We start from the raw sequence: 17,356 nt of genomic DNA, 5'->3' as shown, positions 1-17,356 counted from the left end.
AATATGACATGCCCTCGCGGATAATGTTTGGGAATCATCGCCGATCGCACTAAAGAGTGCGGGAACCTTCCGTTCCGCCTCGTCTTCGGACGATACTAGGGATTCGCTTGCGGAGATGACCATGATCGCCACACCCGACAATGACAACAACCTCGACGGGCCGATGGTCTTCATCATCATCGGCAAGGGCTACGAAAAGAAAGGCGCCGAGGGCATCGAGCTGCATATCATGCTGCGCGCGCCGGACGACGATTCCGCCGTCCGCGAAGCGCTCAACGCGCTCTCCGAAGAAGGCTTCATCGAGGCCGACCTCGACCAGATCGGCATCCTGACCGACGAACCGACCGAGGAGCCGCATGCCTCCGCCTACCAGGGCGCCCTCGAAGGCGAAGTGGCGATCATCCGGTTCGAGTAGCCCCGATCTCCAAAGAGGCCTGGCTGCCCTCGCCTCCTCAGGCCGGCGGAAGTTGTCTCTCCTTACCCTCACCAGTGGCGACGCGTCCACGTTTCGCCAAAGCATGCACCAAGCCGTCGGACAGTTCCGGCGGCTTTTTTGATGCCCTGTCCCGTGGCCCGAAACGAAAAAACCGCCCGGATCGCTCCGGGCGGTTTTGATTTCCAATCGGCCGTTACCGATCACTCCGCGGGCGTGTTCTCGGTGTTCAGGTCCTGAAGCATCGGGGTGGCGGACGAAGCGCCAGAACCCTTCTTGCGTTCTTCCAGGATGAGCTCGTCGCGCGACGTGGCGATACGGCGGATCTGGGTCATGGTGCCGCCCGTACCGGCCGGGATGAGACGGCCGACGATGACGTTTTCCTTGAGGCCCTGCAGCGTGTCGGTCTTGCCGGCGATCGCAGCTTCCGTCAGCACCTTGGTCGTTTCCTGGAAGGAAGCGGCCGAGATGAAGGACGGGGTCTGCAGCGACGCCTTGGTGATGCCGAGCAGAACCGGTTCGCCGTAAGCGGGCTTCTTGCCTTCTTCGGCAAGACGCTCGTTGGCTTCGTCCAGTTCGATCCGGTCGACATTGTCACCGACGATATACTGGCTGTCGCCGGCATCGGTGATCTCGACCTTCTGCAGCATCTGACGGACAATCACCTCGATGTGCTTGTCGTTGATGACAACGCCCTGCAGCCGGTAGACTTCCTGGATTTCGTTGACGAGGTAGGAAGCGAGTGCTTCCACGCCCTTGATCGCCAGGATGTCGTGCGGCGCAGGATTGCCGTCGAGGATGTAGTCGCCCTTTTCGATGTAGTCGCCTTCCTGAAGATGGAAGGGCTTGCCCTTCGGGATCAGGTACTCGACCGGCTCGACACCGTCTTCCGCCGGCTCGATCATGACGCGACGCTTGTTCTTGTAGTCGCGGCCGAGGCGGATCGTACCATCGATCTCAGCGATGATGGCATGATCCTTCGGACGACGGGCTTCAAAGAGCTCGGCGACGCGCGGCAGACCACCGGTGATGTCCTTGGTCTTGGCGCTTTCCAGCGGCACGCGGGCGAGAACGTCGCCCTGGCTGACCTTCTGACCCGGCTCGACCGACAGGATGGCGTCGACCGACAGGTTGAAGCGGGCTTCGCCGCCGCGGGCCAGTTTCATGATGCTGCCCGAAGCGTCCTTGATGATGATCGCCGGCTTCAGGTCGATGCCGCGTGGCGTCGAACGCCAGTCAATGACCTGACGCTTGGTGATGCCGGTGGATTCGTCGGTGGATTCCGAAACCGAGATCGAGTCGACCACGTCTTCGAACTGAACCGTACCTTCCACTTCCGTCATCATCGGGCGCGTATAGGGGTCCCACTCTGCCAGACGCTGACCGCGACGAACCTTGTCGCCGTCGTCCACGAACAGCTTCGAACCGTAAGCGACGCGCTGCGAGGAACGCTCGACGCCGCGCTCGTCAAGGATGGTGACCGCCATGTTGCGGCCCATCGCGACGAGAACGCCTTCGGAGTTCCGCAGCATGTTGCGGTTCTTGATCTGGATCGTGCCTTCGTACGACGCTTCCAGGAACGACTGGTCGACCACGTTTGCCGTACCGCCCAAGTGGAAGGTACGCATGGTGAGCTGGGTTCCCGGCTCGCCGATCGACTGAGCCGCGATGACGCCGACGGCTTCGCCCATGTTGACCGGAGTACCACGGGCCAGATCTCGGCCGTAGCAGACCGAGCAGACGCCCGTCTGAACTTCGCAGGTCAGTGCCGAACGGATGCGGATCGACTGGATACCAGCCTTTTCGATCTCGATGACATCCGGCTCGAGGATCATCTTGCCGGCATCGACGATGCGGGCACCCGTGACCGGGTGATCGATATCGTCGAGCGCGGTACGGCCAAGAACACGCACGCCGATGGAGGCCACGACCTGACCGGCGTCAACGATCGCCGTCATGGTGAGGCCGCTTTCGGTGCCGCAATCGACCAGGTTGACGATGCAGTCCTGCGCCACGTCGACGAGACGACGGGTCAGGTAACCGGAGTTCGCGGTCTTCAGGGCGGTGTCTGCGAGACCCTTACGGGCACCGTGGGTCGAGTTGAAGTACTCGTTAACGGTCAGGCCTTCCTTGAAGTTCGAGATGATCGGCGTTTCGATGATTTCGCCCGAGGGCTTGGCCATCAGGCCGCGCATGCCGCCCAGCTGGCGCATCTGGTTCGGAGAACCACGGGCACCCGAGTGGGACATCATGTAGATGGCGTTCATCTGCTTCTGGCGACCGGTTTCCGGATCGAACTCGACAGCCTTAATGCGGGCCATCATGTCTTCCGCAACCTTTTCGGTAGCCTTGCCCCAGGCGTCGACGACCTTGTTGTACTTTTCGCCCTGAGTGATCAGGCCGTCGTTGTACTGCTGCTCGTATTCCTTCACCAGGGTCTCGGTATCACCGACGATCTTCGCCTTGGTTTCCGGGATGATCATGTCATCCTTGCCGAAGGAGATGCCGGCCTTGCAGGCGTGCGTGAAGCCGAGCTGCATGATGCGGTCGCAGAAGATCACCGTGTCCTTCTGGCCGCAGTGACGGTAGACCGTGTCGATCATCTTGGAGATGTTCTTCTTGGTCATTTCCTGGTTGCAGGTCTCGAACGGCACATTGACGTTCTTCGGCAGAAGTTCGCCGATGATCATGCGGCCGGGGGTCGTTTCATAGATCTTCGAGACCAGCTTGCCGTCGGCATCCAGGGTCTTGAAGCGACCGCGGATCTTGGCATGCAGGGTGACGACCTTGTTTTCCAGAGCGTGGTGCAGTTCGCCCATGTCGGAGAAGGCCATGCCTTCGCCCGGCTCGTTCTGGTTCATGATCGCCAGATAGTAGAGGCCGAGAACCATGTCCTGCGACGGAACGATGATCGGTGCGCCATTTGCAGGGTGCAGGATGTTGTTCGTCGACATCATCAGCACGCGGGCTTCGAGCTGAGCTTCGAGCGACAGCGGCACGTGAACGGCCATCTGGTCACCGTCGAAGTCGGCGTTGAAGGCCGTGCAGACGAGCGGATGCAGCTGGATCGCCTTGCCTTCGACCAGGATCGGTTCGAAGGCCTGGATGCCCAGGCGGTGCAGCGTCGGTGCGCGGTTCAGGAGGACCGGATGCTCGCGGATGACCTCGTCGAGGATATCCCAGACTTCCGGCTTTTCCTTTTCAACCAGCTTCTTGGCCTGCTTGACGGTCGAGGAGTAACCCTTGGCGTCGAGACGTGCGTAGATGAACGGCTTGAACAGTTCGAGCGCCATCTTCTTCGGCAGGCCGCACTGGTGCAGTTTTAGTTCCGGACCGGTCACGATGACCGAACGGCCGGAATAGTCGACGCGCTTGCCGAGAAGGTTCTGGCGGAAGCGGCCCTGCTTGCCCTTGAGCATATCGGACAGCGACTTCAGCGGACGCTTGTTGGCGCCGGTGATGACGCGGCCACGACGGCCGTTGTCGAACAGCGCGTCCACAGATTCCTGCAGCATGCGCTTTTCGTTGCGGATGATGATGCCCGGAGCGCGCAGTTCGATCAGGCGCTTCAGACGGTTGTTACGGTTGATGACGCGACGATAGAGATCGTTGAGGTCCGAGGTCGCAAAGCGGCCGCCATCGAGCGGAACCAGCGGGCGCAGGTCCGGCGGGATGACCGGGACGACCTTCATGATCATCCATTCCGGACGGTTGCCCGATTCCATGAAGTTCTCGACGATCTTCAGGCGCTTCATCAGCTTCTTCTGCTTCAGATCCGACGTGGTGTCGGCAAGTTCCGAACGCAGGTCGCCGGCGATCTTTTCGAGATTCATCGAGGCCAGCATCTCGTAGATGGCCTCGGCGCCGATCATCGCCGTGAACTGATCTTCGCCGAACTCGTCGACGGCGATCATGTATTCTTCTTCGGAAAGAAGCTGGTTTTCCTTGAGCGAGGTGAGGCCTGGCTCAGTGACGATGTAGTTCTCGAAATACAGAACGCGCTCGACATCCTTCAGCGTCATGTCGAGAAGGGTCGAGATGCGCGACGGAAGCGACTTCAGGAACCAGATATGGGCGACGGGAGCGGCGAGCTCGATATGGCCCATGCGCTCCCGGCGAACGCGCGACAGCGTGACTTCGACGCCGCACTTTTCGCAGATGATGCCCTTGTACTTCATGCGCTTGTACTTGCCGCACAGGCACTCATAGTCCTTGATCGGCCCGAAGATGCGCGCGCAGAAAAGGCCGTCGCGTTCCGGCTTGAAGGTACGGTAGTTGATGGTCTCCGGCTTTTTGATCTCGCCGTAGGACCAGGAGAGAATCTTCTCCGGAGACGCGATCGAGATACGGATCGAATCGAAGTGCTGTGCAGGCACCTGCGGATTGAAAAGATTCATGACCTCTTGGTTCATGCCTATCTCCTTTAGGGGCGGAAGCCCTCGGCTGGCGATCGAAACGGCCCGAATTCCCGGGAAGGACCGCCCGATGCTCTAAAACAGTATTAGCCGCGAAATGCGGCAAAAATCCCCTGCCCTTCCGGCGGATACCGGAGGTGGAGTGGCGCGCGCCCATTCCTGGCGCGCGCCCGCTTGTAGTTTTATTCGGCTGCGTCGGGCAGCTGACCGGCGTTCGCCTCGTCGATCTTCGAGTTCTCGAGCTCGACGGACAGGCCGAGAGAGCGCATTTCCTTGACGAGAACGTTGAAGCTCTCCGGAATGCCTGCCTCGAACGTGTCGTCGCCGCGAACGATCGCTTCGTAGACCTTGGTACGGCCGGCCACGTCGTCCGACTTCACGGTCAGCATTTCCTGCAGCGTGTAGGCGGCGCCGTAGGCTTCGAGCGCCCAGACTTCCATTTCGCCGAAGCGCTGGCCGCCGAACTGCGCCTTGCCACCGAGCGGCTGCTGGGTGACCAGCGAGTACGGACCGATCGAACGCGCGTGGATCTTGTCGTCCACGAGGTGGTTCAGCTTGATCATGTACATATAGCCGACAGTCACCTTGCGGTCGAACTGCTCACCGGTACGGCCGTCATAGAGGACCGACTGACCGGACGGATCGAGGCCCGCCTTGGTCAGCATCGCTGCGACGTCCGGCTCATGCGCACCGTCGAAGACCGGCGTTGCGATCGACAGACCACGCTTGGACTGCTCGGCAAGACGAACGAGCGAGTCGTCGTCGAAGCTGGCAACTTCAGCGTTTGCCTCACTCTGATAGGCTTCCGTCAGCTCTTTCTTCAAGTCGGTGATATCGTTCGACTTGCGGTACTCTTCAAGCATCGCACCGATACGCTTGCCCATGCCGGCGCAAGCCCAGGCCAGGTGCGTCTCGAGGATCTGACCGACGTTCATGCGCGAAGGCACGCCGAGCGGGTTCAGAACGATGTCGACATGCGTGCCGTCTTCGAGGAACGGCATGTCCTCGACCGGCACGATGCGCGACACGACGCCCTTGTTGCCGTGACGGCCGGCCATCTTGTCGCCTGGCTGGATCTTGCGCTTCACAGCGACGAAGACCTTGACCATCTTCATGACGCCCGGAGGCATTTCGTCGCCGCGCTGGACCTTTTCGACCTTGTCCATGAAGCGCTGTTCAAGGCGCGACTTGGATTCGTCGTACTGGCCGCGAAGCGCTTCGACTTCGCCCTGCACCTTTTCGTCCTCGACTGCGAACATCCACCACTGCGAGCGGGGATATTCGGAGATGATGGCGTTGGTGAGCTCGATGCCCTTCTTGAAGCCCTTCGGACCGGCAACCGACATCTGGCCGCGCAGCATGTCCGTCAGACGGCTATAGACGTTGCGGTCAAGAATCGACTGCTCGTCGTCGCGGTCCTTGGCGAGGCGTTCGATTTCCTCACGCTCGATCGCCATGGCGCGTTCGTCCTTCTCCACACCGTGACGGTTGAAGACGCGGACTTCGACGACCGTGCCGAACGTGCCCGGAGGCATGCGCATGGAGGTGTCGCGAACGTCGGAGGCCTTTTCACCGAAGATGGCGCGCAGAAGCTTTTCTTCCGGCGTCATCGGGCTTTCGCCCTTCGGAGTGATCTTGCCGACGAGAATGTCGCCCGGCTGGACTTCGGCGCCGATGTAGACGATGCCGGCTTCGTCGAGGTTCTTCAGCGCTTCTTCCGAAACGTTCGGAATGTCGCGCGTGATTTCTTCCGGACCAAGCTTGGTGTCACGCGCCATCACTTCGAATTCTTCGATGTGGATGGAGGTGAACACGTCGTCCGATACGATGCGCTCGGAGAGCAGGATCGAGTCTTCGTAGTTGTAGCCGTTCCAGGGCATGAACGCGACGAGCGCGTTGCGGCCGAGCGCCAAGTCACCAAGGTCCGTCGACGGACCGTCGGCAATGATGTCGCCCTTGTTCAGGATGTCGCCGACGGCGACCAGCGGACGCTGGTTGACGCAGGTGTTCTGGTTCGAACGCTGGAACTTCTGCAGACGATAGATATCGACGCCCGACTTCGACGGATCGAGGTCTTCGGTGGCGCGGATAACGATACGCGTCGCGTCGACCTGGTCGACCACGCCGCTACGGCGGGCAGCAATCGCTGCACCGGAGTCGCGGGCGACGACCGGTTCCATGCCGGTGCCGACGAACGGAGCTTCAGCACGTACCAGCGGCACGGCCTGACGCTGCATGTTCGAGCCCATGAGAGCGCGGTTGGCGTCGTCGTTTTCAAGGAACGGGATCAGAGCGGCCGCGACCGAAACGAGCTGCTTCGGCGAGACGTCCATCAGGTTGATGGTGTCGCGCGGGGACAGCATGACTTCGCCGGCATGACGGCAGACCACGAACTCTTCCACGAAAGAGCCGTTCTTATCCAGTTCGGCGTTCGCCTGTGCAACGTAATACTTCGCCTCTTCCATAGCGGAGAGGTAAAGCACTTCCTTGGTCACGATGCCGTCGATGATCTTGCGGTACGGGCTCTCGATGAAGCCGTACTTGTTGACGCGGGCAAAGGTTGCAAGCGAGTTGATCAGACCGATGTTCGGGCCTTCCGGCGTTTCGATCGGGCAAATACGGCCGTAATGGGTGGGGTGAACGTCGCGGACTTCGAAGCCGGCGCGCTCGCGGGTCAGACCACCCGGGCCAAGTGCCGAAAGACGGCGCTTGTGGGTGATTTCCGAAAGCGGGTTCACCTGGTCCATGAACTGCGACAGCTGCGAGGAACCGAAGAATTCGCGAACCGCGGCAGCGGCAGGCTTCGCGTTGATCAGGTCCTGCGGCATGACTGTGTCGATCTCGATCGACGACATGCGTTCCTTGATGGCGCGCTCCATGCGGAGCAGGCCGAGGCGATACTGATTTTCCATCAGTTCGCCGACAGAACGGACGCGGCGGTTGCCGAGGTTGTCGATGTCGTCGATTTCGCCCTTGCCGTCGCGCAGTTCGACCAGCATCCGGACTACGGCCAGGATGTCGTCCTTGCGGAGCGTGCGGACGGTGTCGGCGACTTCGAGGTCGAGGCGCATGTTCATCTTGACGCGGCCGACGGCGGAGAGGTCGTAACGCTCCGAATCGAAGAACAGCGAGTTGAACATGGCTTCGGCCGATTCCATGGTCGGCGGTTCACCCGGACGCATGACGCGGTAGATGTCGAACAGAGCGTCCTGACGGTTCTCGTTCTTGTCGGCCGACAGCGTGTTGCGGATGTAGGCGCCGACATTGATATGGTCGATGCCGAGAACCGGAACTTCGTCGAAACCGGCATTGAGGATGACCGGCAGGGTCTTTTCGTCGATCTCGTCGCCGGCTTCGAGGTAGATCTCGCCGGTTGCCGCGTTGACGATGTCTTCGGCAAGATAGTTGCCGTAGATGTCGTCATTGGTTGCCTTCAACGCCTTCAGGCCCTTGTCCGTCAGCTGACGGAGAAGGCGCGGCGTGAGCTTTTTGCCGGATTCGACAACCACTTCGCCGGTATCGGCGTCAATCATGTCGGAAAGGGTCTTGGCACCCTTCAGAGTTTCCGGCTGGAACGGAATCCGCCAGCCATCGCCGTCGCGCTGATAGGACGACTTCGTATAGAAGGTCGACAGGATTTCTTCGCCGTCCATGCCAAGCGCCATCAGCAGCGAGGTCACGGGGATCTTACGGCGGCGGTCGATGCGGGCGTAGACGATATCCTTGGCATCGAATTCGATATCGAGCCAGGAACCGCGATACGGAATGACGCGGGCTGCGAAGAGCAGCTTGCCGGAAGAATGGCTCTTGCCCTTGTCGTGGTCGAAGAAGACGCCCGGCGAACGGTGCATCTGGGACACGATCACGCGCTCGGTGCCGTTCACGATGAACGTACCGTTATCGGTCATGAGCGGCATGTCGCCCATGTAGACCGACTGCTCCTTGATGTCCTTGATCGACTTTGCGCCCGTATCCTCGTCGATATCGAACACGATCAGGCGCAGAGTCACCTTCAGCGGCGCCGCATAGGTCAGATCGCGCTGACGGCATTCTTCCACGTCGAACTTCGGCAGCTCGAATTCGTAGGATACGAATTCGAGCATGGAGGCGCCGGAAAAATCGGTGATCGGAAAGACCGACCGGAAGACGGCGTTCAGACCTTCGTCCGGACGACCGCCCTTCGGTTCATCGACCATCAGGAATTGGTCATAGGATGCCTTCTGAACCTCGATGAGGTTCGGCATCTCCGTGACTTCGGGGATTTTTCCAAAAAACTTGCGTACGCGCCTGCGACCATTAAAGGAAAGGGTCTGAGCCATCGTCGCTCCTTCAAACTTGCATCCGGGCCTGCAACGGACGGGGTTCGCTGGCCAGTCGATCCCGTCGATCAATGGGTATTCCCAATCTCGTCCCACCTCTCGAACACGCCAGGCCGGATTGCCTTTTCTGTTCGATTCGGGACCATCCTCTTGAGAACCCATTACCCAGGAACCGTTTTGACGGTTCCTGGGTAATATGTTCGGAGGAAACCAGCGGGAGAGGAGACCTCTCCCGCTGCATTCCGATATTACTTAACGTCGACCTTGGCGCCGGCGTCCTCAAGCTTCTTCTTGAGGTCAGCAGCTTCAGCCTTGTTGACGCCTTCCTTGACAGCCTTCGGAGCGCCTTCGACGAGGTCCTTGGCTTCCTTGAGGCCGAGACCGGTGATGGCGCGGACTTCCTTGATGACGTTGATCTTGTTGGCGCCAGCTTCGACGAGGATGACGTCGAACTCGGTCTTTTCTTCTTCAACGACAGCAGCAGCAGCACCGCCGCCAGCAGCAGCAACAGCTACCGGAGCAGCTGCGGATACGCCCCACTTCTCTTCGAGCAGCTTGGAAAGCTCAGCAGCTTCCAGAACGGTCAGAGCAGAGAGGTCTTCAACGATCTTTGCGAGATCAGCCATTTTGATAGTTCCTTATATTCGGTTCGAACTTGATTGGGTATGAACAGCGAAAAACCGCCTTAAGCGGCTTCCTCGTCCTTCTTGGCGTAGGCCGCGAACACGCGGGCAAGCTGGCTTGCCGGTGCTGCAACAACCGTCGCGATACGCGATGCCGGGGCATTCAAGAGGCCCAGCAGCTTGCCGCGAAGCTCGTCCAGCGAAGGCAGGGTCGCAAGCGACTTGACCGCATCCGCAGTGAGCGTGGTTGCACCCATGGAACCGCCCAGAACAATGATCTTGTCATTGGTCTTGGCGAAATCCATGACGACCTTCGGAGCCGTTACCGGGTCTTCGCTGAATGCGATCAGCGTCTGCCCCTTGAAGAGATTTGACATCCCTTCCGACTCCGTACCCTGAAGAGCGATCTTGGCCAGACGGTTCTTCGCGACTTTGACGGTGCCGCCAGCAGCGCGCATCTTCGAACGAAAATCGTTCATCTGCGCAACTGTGACACCAGCATAGTGGGCCACGACAACCGAACCAGAAGCCTTAAAGACTTCGTTCAGCTCCGTGACAAATTCGCGCTTTTCCGCTCTTTCCACTGTCTGTCTCCAGTTGACGGGACCGCAATCCTGCAGGCCCCATCGGGTTGCCTTTGCCTCAAGGGATCCCTTGATTAGGACCCCAAGCGACGCTTGAGGATCCTGTCCCCTCGCACTGTCGCCACTGGGGCTCCAGGCACAAGGCACACTAGGCTCGAACCGAATTCGTAAAGCGCGCTAGCGCCTCAAAAATCTCGGGTCTTACCCGTCTCATGCAGGCATCAAGTGATTAAGGTCGAAACCACCCGCAATCTCGGACAGGAATTCCCAGGTTTCCCTGGGAAATTCCCGGCCCCGAAGGACCAGGAATTCATGCAGTCCGGAACCCGAAGGCTCCGGACAGAACTTTAGATCGTCACGGTCGACGGATCGATCTTGACGCCCGGGCCCATCGTCGAAGAAATCGCTACGCGCTTGACGTAGTTGCCCTTCGCGCCAGCCGGCTTGGCCTTGATGACCGCATCGGCGAAAGCCTTGATGTTCTCTTCGAGAGCCTTGGCTTCGAAGGAAGCCTTGCCGATGCCGGCGTGGATGATGCCAGCCTTCTCGACGCGGAACTCGACAGCGCCGCCCTTGGAAGCCTTGACGGCGCCCGTGACGTCCATGGTGACGGTTCCGACCTTCGGGTTCGGCATCATGCCGCGCGGGCCGAGAACCTTACCGAGACGACCGACGAGCGGCATCATGTCCGGAGTGGCGATGCAGCGATCGAAGTCGATCTTGCCGCCCTGGACGATTTCGACCAGATCTTCGGCGCCGACGATGTCTGCACCGGCTGCCTTGGCTTCGTCAGCCTTGGCGCCACGTGCGAAAACGGCGACGCGAACGTCACGGCCTGTACCGTTCGGCAGGTTGACCACGCCGCGGACCATCTGGTCTGCGTGACGCGGATCGACGCCGAGGTTCATGGAGATTTCGACAGTTTCGTCGAACTTCGCCGTGGCGCGAACCTTGACCATCGAAATGGCTTCCGTCAGGGCGACCAGCTTGGTCGGATCGACGCCTTCGCGGATCTTCTGAATACGCTTTGCAAGCTTTACCATGTTAAGCCACCACTTCCAGGCCCATGGCGCGGGCGGAGCCCTCGATCATGGCCATTGCGCCTTCGAGATCGGCCGCGTTCAGATCCTTCATCTTCGCCTGGGCGATAGTCTGGATTTGAGCCTTGGTCAGGGTGCCAGCCTTGGCGCCCTTGCCCGGGGTCTTCGAACCCGAGGTGATCTTCGCTTCCTTCTTCAGCCAGTAGCTGACCGGAGGCTGCTTCATCGCGAAGGTGAAGGACTTGTCCTGGAAATAGGTGATGACGACCGGGATCGGCATGCCCTTTTCCATTTCCTGCGTGGCGGCGTTGAACGCCTTGCAGAATTCCATGATGTTGATGCCGCGCTGACCAAGTGCAGGACCGATCGGCGGGGACGGATTGGCCGACCCTGCCTTTACCTGCAGCTTGAGGTGGCCCATAACTTTCTTAGCCATAACTCTCTGCCTTTCGAGAGACCGGTTACCCGGCTCATTAGAGACCGGTTTCCCGGCCCGACATGCCGGCTTTCGCCGGCGGCTGCGGTTGCGTGGTTCGGCCAAAATGCCCGGCTAAGGCACCGTTCCTCCCACGCGCTTGCGGCAAACGCCGCACGAGACCCGCTGCACAAACAGCAGGCCCCATTTCGAAATTCATCAGACCTTTTCGACCTGGGCGTATTCCAGCTCGACCGGGGTCGCACGACCGAAGATCGAGACCTCGACCTTGAGGCGCGAACGCTCTTCGTCGACATCCTGTACGGTGCCGTTGAAGGACGCGAACGGACCATCGGAAACGCGGACCTGCTCGCCGATCTCGAAGGTGATCGAGGACTTCGGCCGCTCGACACCTTCCTGAACCTGGCCGAGAATGCGGTCGGCTTCGAAGTCCGGGATCGGCACCGGCTTGTTGTCGGAACCGAGGAAGCCGGTAACCTTCGGCGTGTTCTTGATCAAGTGATAGGCTTCGTCAGTCAGATTGGCCCGAACCATGACGTAACCCGGAAAAAACTTGCGCTCGGAATCGACCTTGCGGCCGCGGCGCACCTCGACGACCTTTTCGGTCGGCACGAGGATCTTTTCGAACAGATGCTCAAGCCCCTTCTGGCGAGCTTTGTTCTCGATGTCCTCTGCCACCTTCTTCTCAAAATTAGAATATGCGTGGACGATGTACCAACGCGCCGCCATCTTTATTCTCCAGAATCAAACGCTGACGTTCAGTACGAGACGGAGCAACCATCCCATGAGCTGGTCTGCAGCGAAGAAAAACAGCGCAGCGAACACAACCATAACCAGAACCATGGCCGTGGAAATCATGGTCTCACGACGAGACGGCCAATGGATTTTCGTCGTCTCGGAGCGCACTTGGCGCAGAAACGTAACGGGATTGGTTTTGGATGCCATAGATTGCCCACGCAATTACGGCACGTAAAGCTGAACTCTCTCAGCCCCACGCACCGCGTGTCTGTTTTGACCTACATAAACACCCCTTCCCCTTTACACAAGAGGGAAAACAGTGTTCGATGAAATTTCGCCGTTTTGCACGACGGCCATTTCCCGACAATTCCGCTGCGGATATTCTCGCGCCAATCATCTGAAAATGGCAGGGGCGGCCGGGCTTGAACCGACGACCTGCGGTTTTGGAGACCGCCGCTCTACCAACTGAGCTACACCCCTTCAACCTTGGCGGAACGTAAACCGGAAACTCCGGCTCGCCGCCAACTGGCTAGGCGCTCCCTTTAAGGGGATGCGTTGCGCTTTGCAAGCGCATTTTTAATATCCGGGCCGTTCACCTGAGCTTTCGGCCCAACCCGTCGGATGCGTCTGCAGACCGGACCACCGAAAGCGCCGGTTCCACCCGCCGCTCCGGCATTTCCTTGCCCGGCAGATCAAGCTGGCGGGCCCAGGCCGGGAGGATTGGGCTTCGTCCGGGGACATACCGGGTGTCGTCAGGAAAGACACAAAGGCCGCTCCAGATAGGCTTCCGGATGATTGATCAAGCGGTCTCGGCGAAAAAACCGGCAGCAGAAGCGAATCGACTTCGCATAGGCGCAACACTTACGTCGGTAGACCTGATGTCGGCTGGGACGCACTTCTTCCGCAGTCCGTCACCGGATGGGGACTTGTCGCGCCTGATGATCCCACCCACGTCCCTTACCCGGTATGCGCGCCAGAATGTTGGCCCCTCTTCAAGGGTGCTGCGGTCGATAGCGGCCCATCGAACTCGACGGTGGGAGCTTGACCAGCCCCCTGAACGGCCACGGCGCCGCGGATCGCGTGTCCGGTGAGCCGCCATCCCACGAGCTCGGCAATCTGGACTATGTCGGACTGACGGTAGGTCGTTTCCCTTACGAGAACGACCTGTTTTCGACACGCTGACCGAAAGCAAAAGGCCCCGCCGTTGCCGGCAGGGCCTTCTCTATTCCAATGTCGCTATCGATTACTCGACGATCGAAGCGACGATGCCGGCGCCGACGGTACGGCCGCCTTCGCGGATCGCGAAGCGCAGCTTTTCTTCCATCGCGATCGGGTTGATCAGCGTCACCTTAACGGTCACGTTGTCGCCAGGCATGACCATTTCCGTGCCTTCCGGAAGTTCGACGATGCCCGTCACGTCCGTCGTGCGGAAGTAGAACTGCGGACGGTAGTTGGTGAAGAACGGCGTATGACGACCGCCTTCTTCCTTCGTCAGGATATAGGCTTCTGCCATGAACACCGTGTGCGGCTTGACCGAACCCGGCTTGCACAGGATCTGGCCACGCTCGACGCCGTCACGCTGGACGCCACGGATCAGAGCGCCGATATTGTCGCCGGCCTGACCCTGGTCGAGCAGCTTGCGGAACATTTCAACGCCGGTCACCGTCGTCTTGGTGGTGGCGCGGATGCCGACGATCTCGACTTCTTCGCCAACCTTGACGATGCCACGCTCGACGCGGCCGGTCACGACCGTACCACGGCCCGAGATCGAGAACACGTCTTCGATCGGCAGCAGGAACGGCAGGTTGATCGGACGCTCAGGCGTCGGGATGTAGGCGTCGACAGCGGCCATCAGTTCGCGGATCGAATCTTCGCCGATCTTCTTGTCCGAATCTTCAAGAGCGGCCAGCGCCGAACCCTTGATGATCGGAATGTCGTCGCCCGGGAAGTCGTAGGACGACAGAAGTTCGCGCACTTCCAGTTCGACGAGCTCGAGAAGCTCGGCGTCGTCGACCTGGTCAACCTTGTTCAGGAACACCACGATTGCCGGAACGCCGACCTGACGGGCGAGCAGGATGTGCTCGCGGGTCTGCGGCATCGGGCCATCGGCAGCCGAGCAAACCAGGATCGCGCCGTCCATCTGCGCCGCACCGGTGATCATGTTCTTCACATAGTCGGCGTGGCCGGGGCAGTCGACGTGCGCATAGTGGCGGGCAGTCGTCTCATATTCGACGTGCGCCGTCGAAATGGTGATGCCGCGTGCCTTTTCTTCAGGAGCCGCGTCGATCTGGTCATAGGCCTTGTACTCGCCGAAGTACTTCGTGATCGCGGCCGTCAGCGACGTCTTGCCATGGTCAACGTGACCGATCGTGCCAATGTTGACGTGCGGCTTGTTGCGCTCAAACTTGCTCTTTGCCATTGAATGCTTCCTGTGAACATAAGTGTGGACCCGGCGACCGGGTTTGGTGTCGCCGTTTAAGGCTTTCCACCAGAATGCGCAAGACATAATTACGACGCGCGCCCGCACAAGGGGAGCCGGGTAAATCGAACGGAAACCCCCTATGGATGGAGCGGTTCCGCGTTGTTCTCTCCACTGGGCAATGCAGCTTAGATGACAGCCGGAAAACAAGGGGCCGACCGTCATCCCTCAAAGCGGGAGACGGCCGGCCCTCTATTCAGTGAGCGCCAGATTGGACTCTTACTTCGCCGGCTTCAGCGAGTTGATGAGCGCGACGAGTTCTGGGCCGTGCTTTTCCTGTTCGCCCTTGGTGCCCCAATAGGTGATGACGAGAAGCTTGTCCGGCTTCGGCGCGACGAGCGAGACGCCGATCGAAACGGCGCCGTCCTTGTCCTTGCCGCTCCAGTCCAGATTGATCATCTTCATGCCGTTGAACGTGTCTTCGGACTGTTTCTGAGTGGCCGGGTCGACCGTGACGCCATTTTCACCGAGGAAAGAGAACACATCTTCGATGACCTTATCGGTGGTCTCGGCGCTCGCGACGTCGATCGACAGATAGATCGCGCCGTCGTCGGAACTGGCCTGGATGCCGCTGTCGGTTTCTTCCGGGTTCCAGGCATCCGGAATGGTGATCTGCGCGACGGGGGCGGCGCTCGGGAAAAGCACGGTCGCAGCAAACGACGCGGACGGCAGGAGCATCGTCGCAAGGGCTGCGGCGGCAAGTATTTTCTTCATGGACAAGTTTCCATAGCTGGTGGTGGGGCGGCCTCTGTGCCGGCGAAAAAGCTTCTACCCGGGATGCTTTAAAAAGTTACGAGCATCATCGCGACAATACCAGGCGATCACGGAAAAACGAGGCTCCAGCAGGAACGTGCGTCGCCGCAGTCACGGCGCAGATGACAAGGCAGCCGCGGCAAAAAAGAAAGGCGGACTCGGACAGAGACCGTCGACGCGCTTTCAAGCGTGTGACATGCCGGTCTTCATCATGATCAGGTAAAATGGAGCGGGTAGCGGGAATCGAACCCGCGTATTCAGCTTGGAAGGCTGCTGCTCTACCATTGAGCTATACCCGCGGTATGTGGTGTCCGATCAGAGACGAATGGTGGAGAGAGTTGGATTTGAACCAACGTAGGCTGAGCCAACGGATTTACAGTCCGTCCCCTTTAACCACTCGGGCATCTCTCCAGTTTTTCGTCCGGATCGTGAGACCAAGTTCGTCAGATCTTGGAAGCTTGCCGCCCCTCAATCTGCGCCGCGTATATGACCGCCTCGTTCTCGTCTGTCAACACGAGGAAGAAGCAAAAATGACGAAAATAAATCAGTCGCACTTTCGACCCGCCTCCCCGTCGAGGGCTTTGCCCGGAGAGTGAGGATGGCTATAAGGCCTGATGAGCAAGGACGACAAAGAAGACAAATCCACCCGTGACACCCATTATGCGACGCTTCGGCGCGCGGTGCGCGACTCCAAGCGCGAGCGCGGAGAAATTCCGACGCCGCCCTTGAAGCGGCCGAAATCCAACAAGGACTGGAAGCCGCCGCAGCTTCAGCCGGAACAGGTCTTCCTCTATGGCCTGCACACGGTACGCGCCGCCCTCGACAATCCCGAGCGCAAGCTCATCAAGCTGTCGGTGACCCAGAACGCCTTCGCGCGGCTCGATATCGGCGAGCCGGAGACATTGTCCTTTCCGATCGAATTCGTTTCGCCCCAGGATATCGACAGGGTGCTCGGCCCCGAGGCCATTCATCAGGGCGTGATGCTGGAAACGCGGCCCCTCCCCATGCGCCGGCTGGAAGCGCTAAAGGCAAGTCCGCTTCTGCTGGTTCTCGACCAGGTCACCGACCCGCATAATGTCGGCGCGATCATGCGTTCGGCGGTCGCGTTCGGCGCCGGCGCGGTCATCACCACCCAGAGACATAGCCCGACCGAATCCGGCGTACTTGCCAAATCGGCCTCCGGCGCGCTGGAACTGATACCTTATATACAGGTCACCAATCTCGCCGACGCGATCGAAGAACTGCACCGGCTCGGCTTCCAGACGATCGGGCTCGATTCGGAAGGCCCCGCCCCGCTCGAAGGCACGTTTGCCGGCGGCCGGATCGCCCTGGTGCTTGGTTCCGAGGGCAAGGGCCTGCGTCAGAAGACCCGCGAGACGGTCAACGCGCTTGCCCGTCTCGACATGCCGGGCGCTATCAAATCGCTCAATGTCTCGAACGCCGCCGCGATCGCGCTCTACGCGACACAGCAGCATCTCGCCAAGGCCGATTGAGCCGAGCCGTTTTAGACTCCCATGCACGGGGCAAACGTGTCAT

13 protein-coding genes and 3 tRNA genes are annotated in these 17,356 nt (G+C 59.9%); 3 read left to right on the top strand and 13 right to left on the bottom strand.

Annotated features, from left to right (window positions below):
* Positions 1-121 precede the first annotated feature (121 nt).
* On the top strand, positions 122-415 hold the full coding sequence (locus RG540_RS06410) for a hypothetical protein (RefSeq protein WP_038549049.1): 294 nt from the start codon (positions 122-124) through the stop codon (positions 413-415).
* 221 nt (positions 416-636) lie between these two features.
* Here RG540_RS06410 and rpoC read toward each other — a convergent pair whose 3' ends face one another.
* The 9 genes from rpoC to RG540_RS06365 all read right to left on the bottom strand — a co-directional run bounded on the left by rpoC (position 637) and on the right by RG540_RS06365 (position 13,068).
* Positions 637-4,845 carry a DNA-directed RNA polymerase subunit beta' gene (gene rpoC, locus RG540_RS06405; protein ID WP_038585833.1) on the bottom strand — a complete coding sequence of 1,403 codons (4,209 nt, stop codon included), beginning with the start codon at positions 4,843-4,845 and terminating at the stop codon, positions 637-639.
* Between the two features lie 185 nt (positions 4,846-5,030).
* Positions 5,031-9,167: a DNA-directed RNA polymerase subunit beta gene (gene rpoB, locus RG540_RS06400; RefSeq protein WP_038585830.1), complete on the bottom strand. Its 4,137-nt coding sequence runs from the start codon at positions 9,165-9,167 to the stop codon at positions 5,031-5,033.
* 248 nt (positions 9,168-9,415) lie between these two features.
* The gene (gene rplL / locus RG540_RS06395) at positions 9,416-9,793 is read right to left on the bottom strand and encodes a 50S ribosomal protein L7/L12 (RefSeq protein WP_038585827.1); all 378 of its coding nucleotides are present in this window, start codon (positions 9,791-9,793) and stop codon (positions 9,416-9,418) included.
* Positions 9,794-9,852: 59 nt separating this feature from the next.
* Positions 9,853-10,410 (bottom strand): 50S ribosomal protein L10, encoded by a 558-nt coding sequence (rplJ, locus tag RG540_RS06390; RefSeq protein WP_258718953.1) that lies wholly within the window; start codon positions 10,408-10,410, stop codon positions 9,853-9,855.
* A gap of 311 nt (positions 10,411-10,721) precedes the next feature.
* Entirely contained in the window at positions 10,722-11,417 is a 696-nt protein-coding gene (gene rplA, locus RG540_RS06385; RefSeq protein ID WP_038542117.1) for a 50S ribosomal protein L1, read from the bottom strand.
* A 1-nt stretch (position 11,418) separates the two neighbouring features.
* Positions 11,419-11,850 (bottom strand): 50S ribosomal protein L11, encoded by a 432-nt coding sequence (rplK, locus tag RG540_RS06380; RefSeq protein ID WP_037088457.1) that lies wholly within the window; start codon positions 11,848-11,850, stop codon positions 11,419-11,421.
* A gap of 198 nt (positions 11,851-12,048) precedes the next feature.
* Complete coding sequence (nusG, locus tag RG540_RS06375; protein WP_038585823.1) at positions 12,049-12,579, bottom strand: transcription termination/antitermination protein NusG; 531 nt, start codon at positions 12,577-12,579, stop codon at positions 12,049-12,051.
* Positions 12,580-12,594: 15 nt separating this feature from the next.
* A complete protein-coding gene (gene secE / locus RG540_RS06370) occupies positions 12,595-12,795 on the bottom strand; it encodes a preprotein translocase subunit SecE (protein WP_038542111.1) in 201 nt (66 codons plus the stop codon).
* A 197-nt stretch (positions 12,796-12,992) separates the two neighbouring features.
* Positions 12,993-13,068, bottom strand: a tRNA-Trp gene (locus RG540_RS06365).
* Positions 13,069-13,629: 561 nt separating this feature from the next.
* Between RG540_RS06365 and RG540_RS32300 the strand changes: the two genes are divergently transcribed.
* Positions 13,630-13,770: a hypothetical protein gene (locus RG540_RS32300; RefSeq protein WP_157884589.1), complete on the top strand. Its 141-nt coding sequence runs from the start codon at positions 13,630-13,632 to the stop codon at positions 13,768-13,770.
* A gap of 61 nt (positions 13,771-13,831) precedes the next feature.
* Here the strand turns inward: RG540_RS32300 and tuf are convergent, their stop codons facing one another.
* The 4 genes from tuf to RG540_RS06345 all read right to left on the bottom strand — a co-directional run bounded on the left by tuf (position 13,832) and on the right by RG540_RS06345 (position 16,231).
* A complete protein-coding gene (gene tuf / locus RG540_RS06360) occupies positions 13,832-15,007 on the bottom strand; it encodes an elongation factor Tu (protein ID WP_038585819.1) in 1,176 nt (391 codons plus the stop codon).
* 279 nt (positions 15,008-15,286) lie between these two features.
* Entirely contained in the window at positions 15,287-15,781 is a 495-nt protein-coding gene (locus tag RG540_RS06355) for a hypothetical protein (RefSeq protein ID WP_038585817.1), read from the bottom strand.
* 264 nt (positions 15,782-16,045) lie between these two features.
* A tRNA-Gly gene (locus RG540_RS06350) sits at positions 16,046-16,119 on the bottom strand.
* 27 nt (positions 16,120-16,146) lie between these two features.
* Positions 16,147-16,231 (bottom strand) — tRNA-Tyr (locus RG540_RS06345).
* 203 nt (positions 16,232-16,434) lie between these two features.
* Between RG540_RS06345 and rlmB the strand changes: the two genes are divergently transcribed.
* Positions 16,435-17,313, top strand: coding sequence for a 23S rRNA (guanosine(2251)-2'-O)-methyltransferase RlmB (rlmB, locus tag RG540_RS06340; RefSeq protein WP_038585816.1), 879 nt, complete (start codon positions 16,435-16,437; stop codon positions 17,311-17,313).
* Positions 17,314-17,356: the final 43 nt, after the last annotated feature.

Origin of the sequence: Neorhizobium galegae bv. orientalis str. HAMBI 540, assembly GCF_000731315.1 — a bacterium.
In the GTDB taxonomy this organism is placed as follows: Bacteria; Pseudomonadota; Alphaproteobacteria; order Rhizobiales; family Rhizobiaceae; genus Neorhizobium; species Neorhizobium galegae.
The sequence above is the reverse complement of the archived record's forward strand: the minus strand, read 5'-3'. Positions and strand labels throughout refer to the sequence as shown.

Bases quoted from the DNA above. Each gene is read 5' to 3' on its own strand.
- RG540_RS06410 (WP_038549049.1), top strand. From the start codon at position 122: ATGATCGCCACACCCGACAATGACAACAACCTCGACGGGCCGATGGTC.
- rpoC (WP_038585833.1), bottom strand. From the start codon at position 4,845: ATGAACCAAGAGGTCATGAATCTTTTCAATCCGCAGGTGCCTGCACAG.
- rpoB (WP_038585830.1), bottom strand. From the start codon at position 9,167: ATGGCTCAGACCCTTTCCTTTAATGGTCGCAGGCGCGTACGCAAGTTT.
- rplL (WP_038585827.1), bottom strand. From the start codon at position 9,793: ATGGCTGATCTCGCAAAGATCGTTGAAGACCTCTCTGCTCTGACCGTT.
- rplA (WP_038542117.1), bottom strand. From the start codon at position 11,417: ATGGTAAAGCTTGCAAAGCGTATTCAGAAGATCCGCGAAGGCGTCGAT.
- rplK (WP_037088457.1), bottom strand. From the start codon at position 11,850: ATGGCTAAGAAAGTTATGGGCCACCTCAAGCTGCAGGTAAAGGCAGGG.
- nusG (WP_038585823.1), bottom strand. From the start codon at position 12,579: ATGGCGGCGCGTTGGTACATCGTCCACGCATATTCTAATTTTGAGAAG.
- secE (WP_038542111.1), bottom strand. From the start codon at position 12,795: ATGGCATCCAAAACCAATCCCGTTACGTTTCTGCGCCAAGTGCGCTCC.
- tuf (WP_038585819.1), bottom strand. From the start codon at position 15,007: ATGGCAAAGAGCAAGTTTGAGCGCAACAAGCCGCACGTCAACATTGGC.
- RG540_RS06355 (WP_038585817.1), bottom strand. From the start codon at position 15,781: ATGAAGAAAATACTTGCCGCCGCAGCCCTTGCGACGATGCTCCTGCCG.
- rlmB (WP_038585816.1), top strand. From the start codon at position 16,435: ATGAGCAAGGACGACAAAGAAGACAAATCCACCCGTGACACCCATTAT.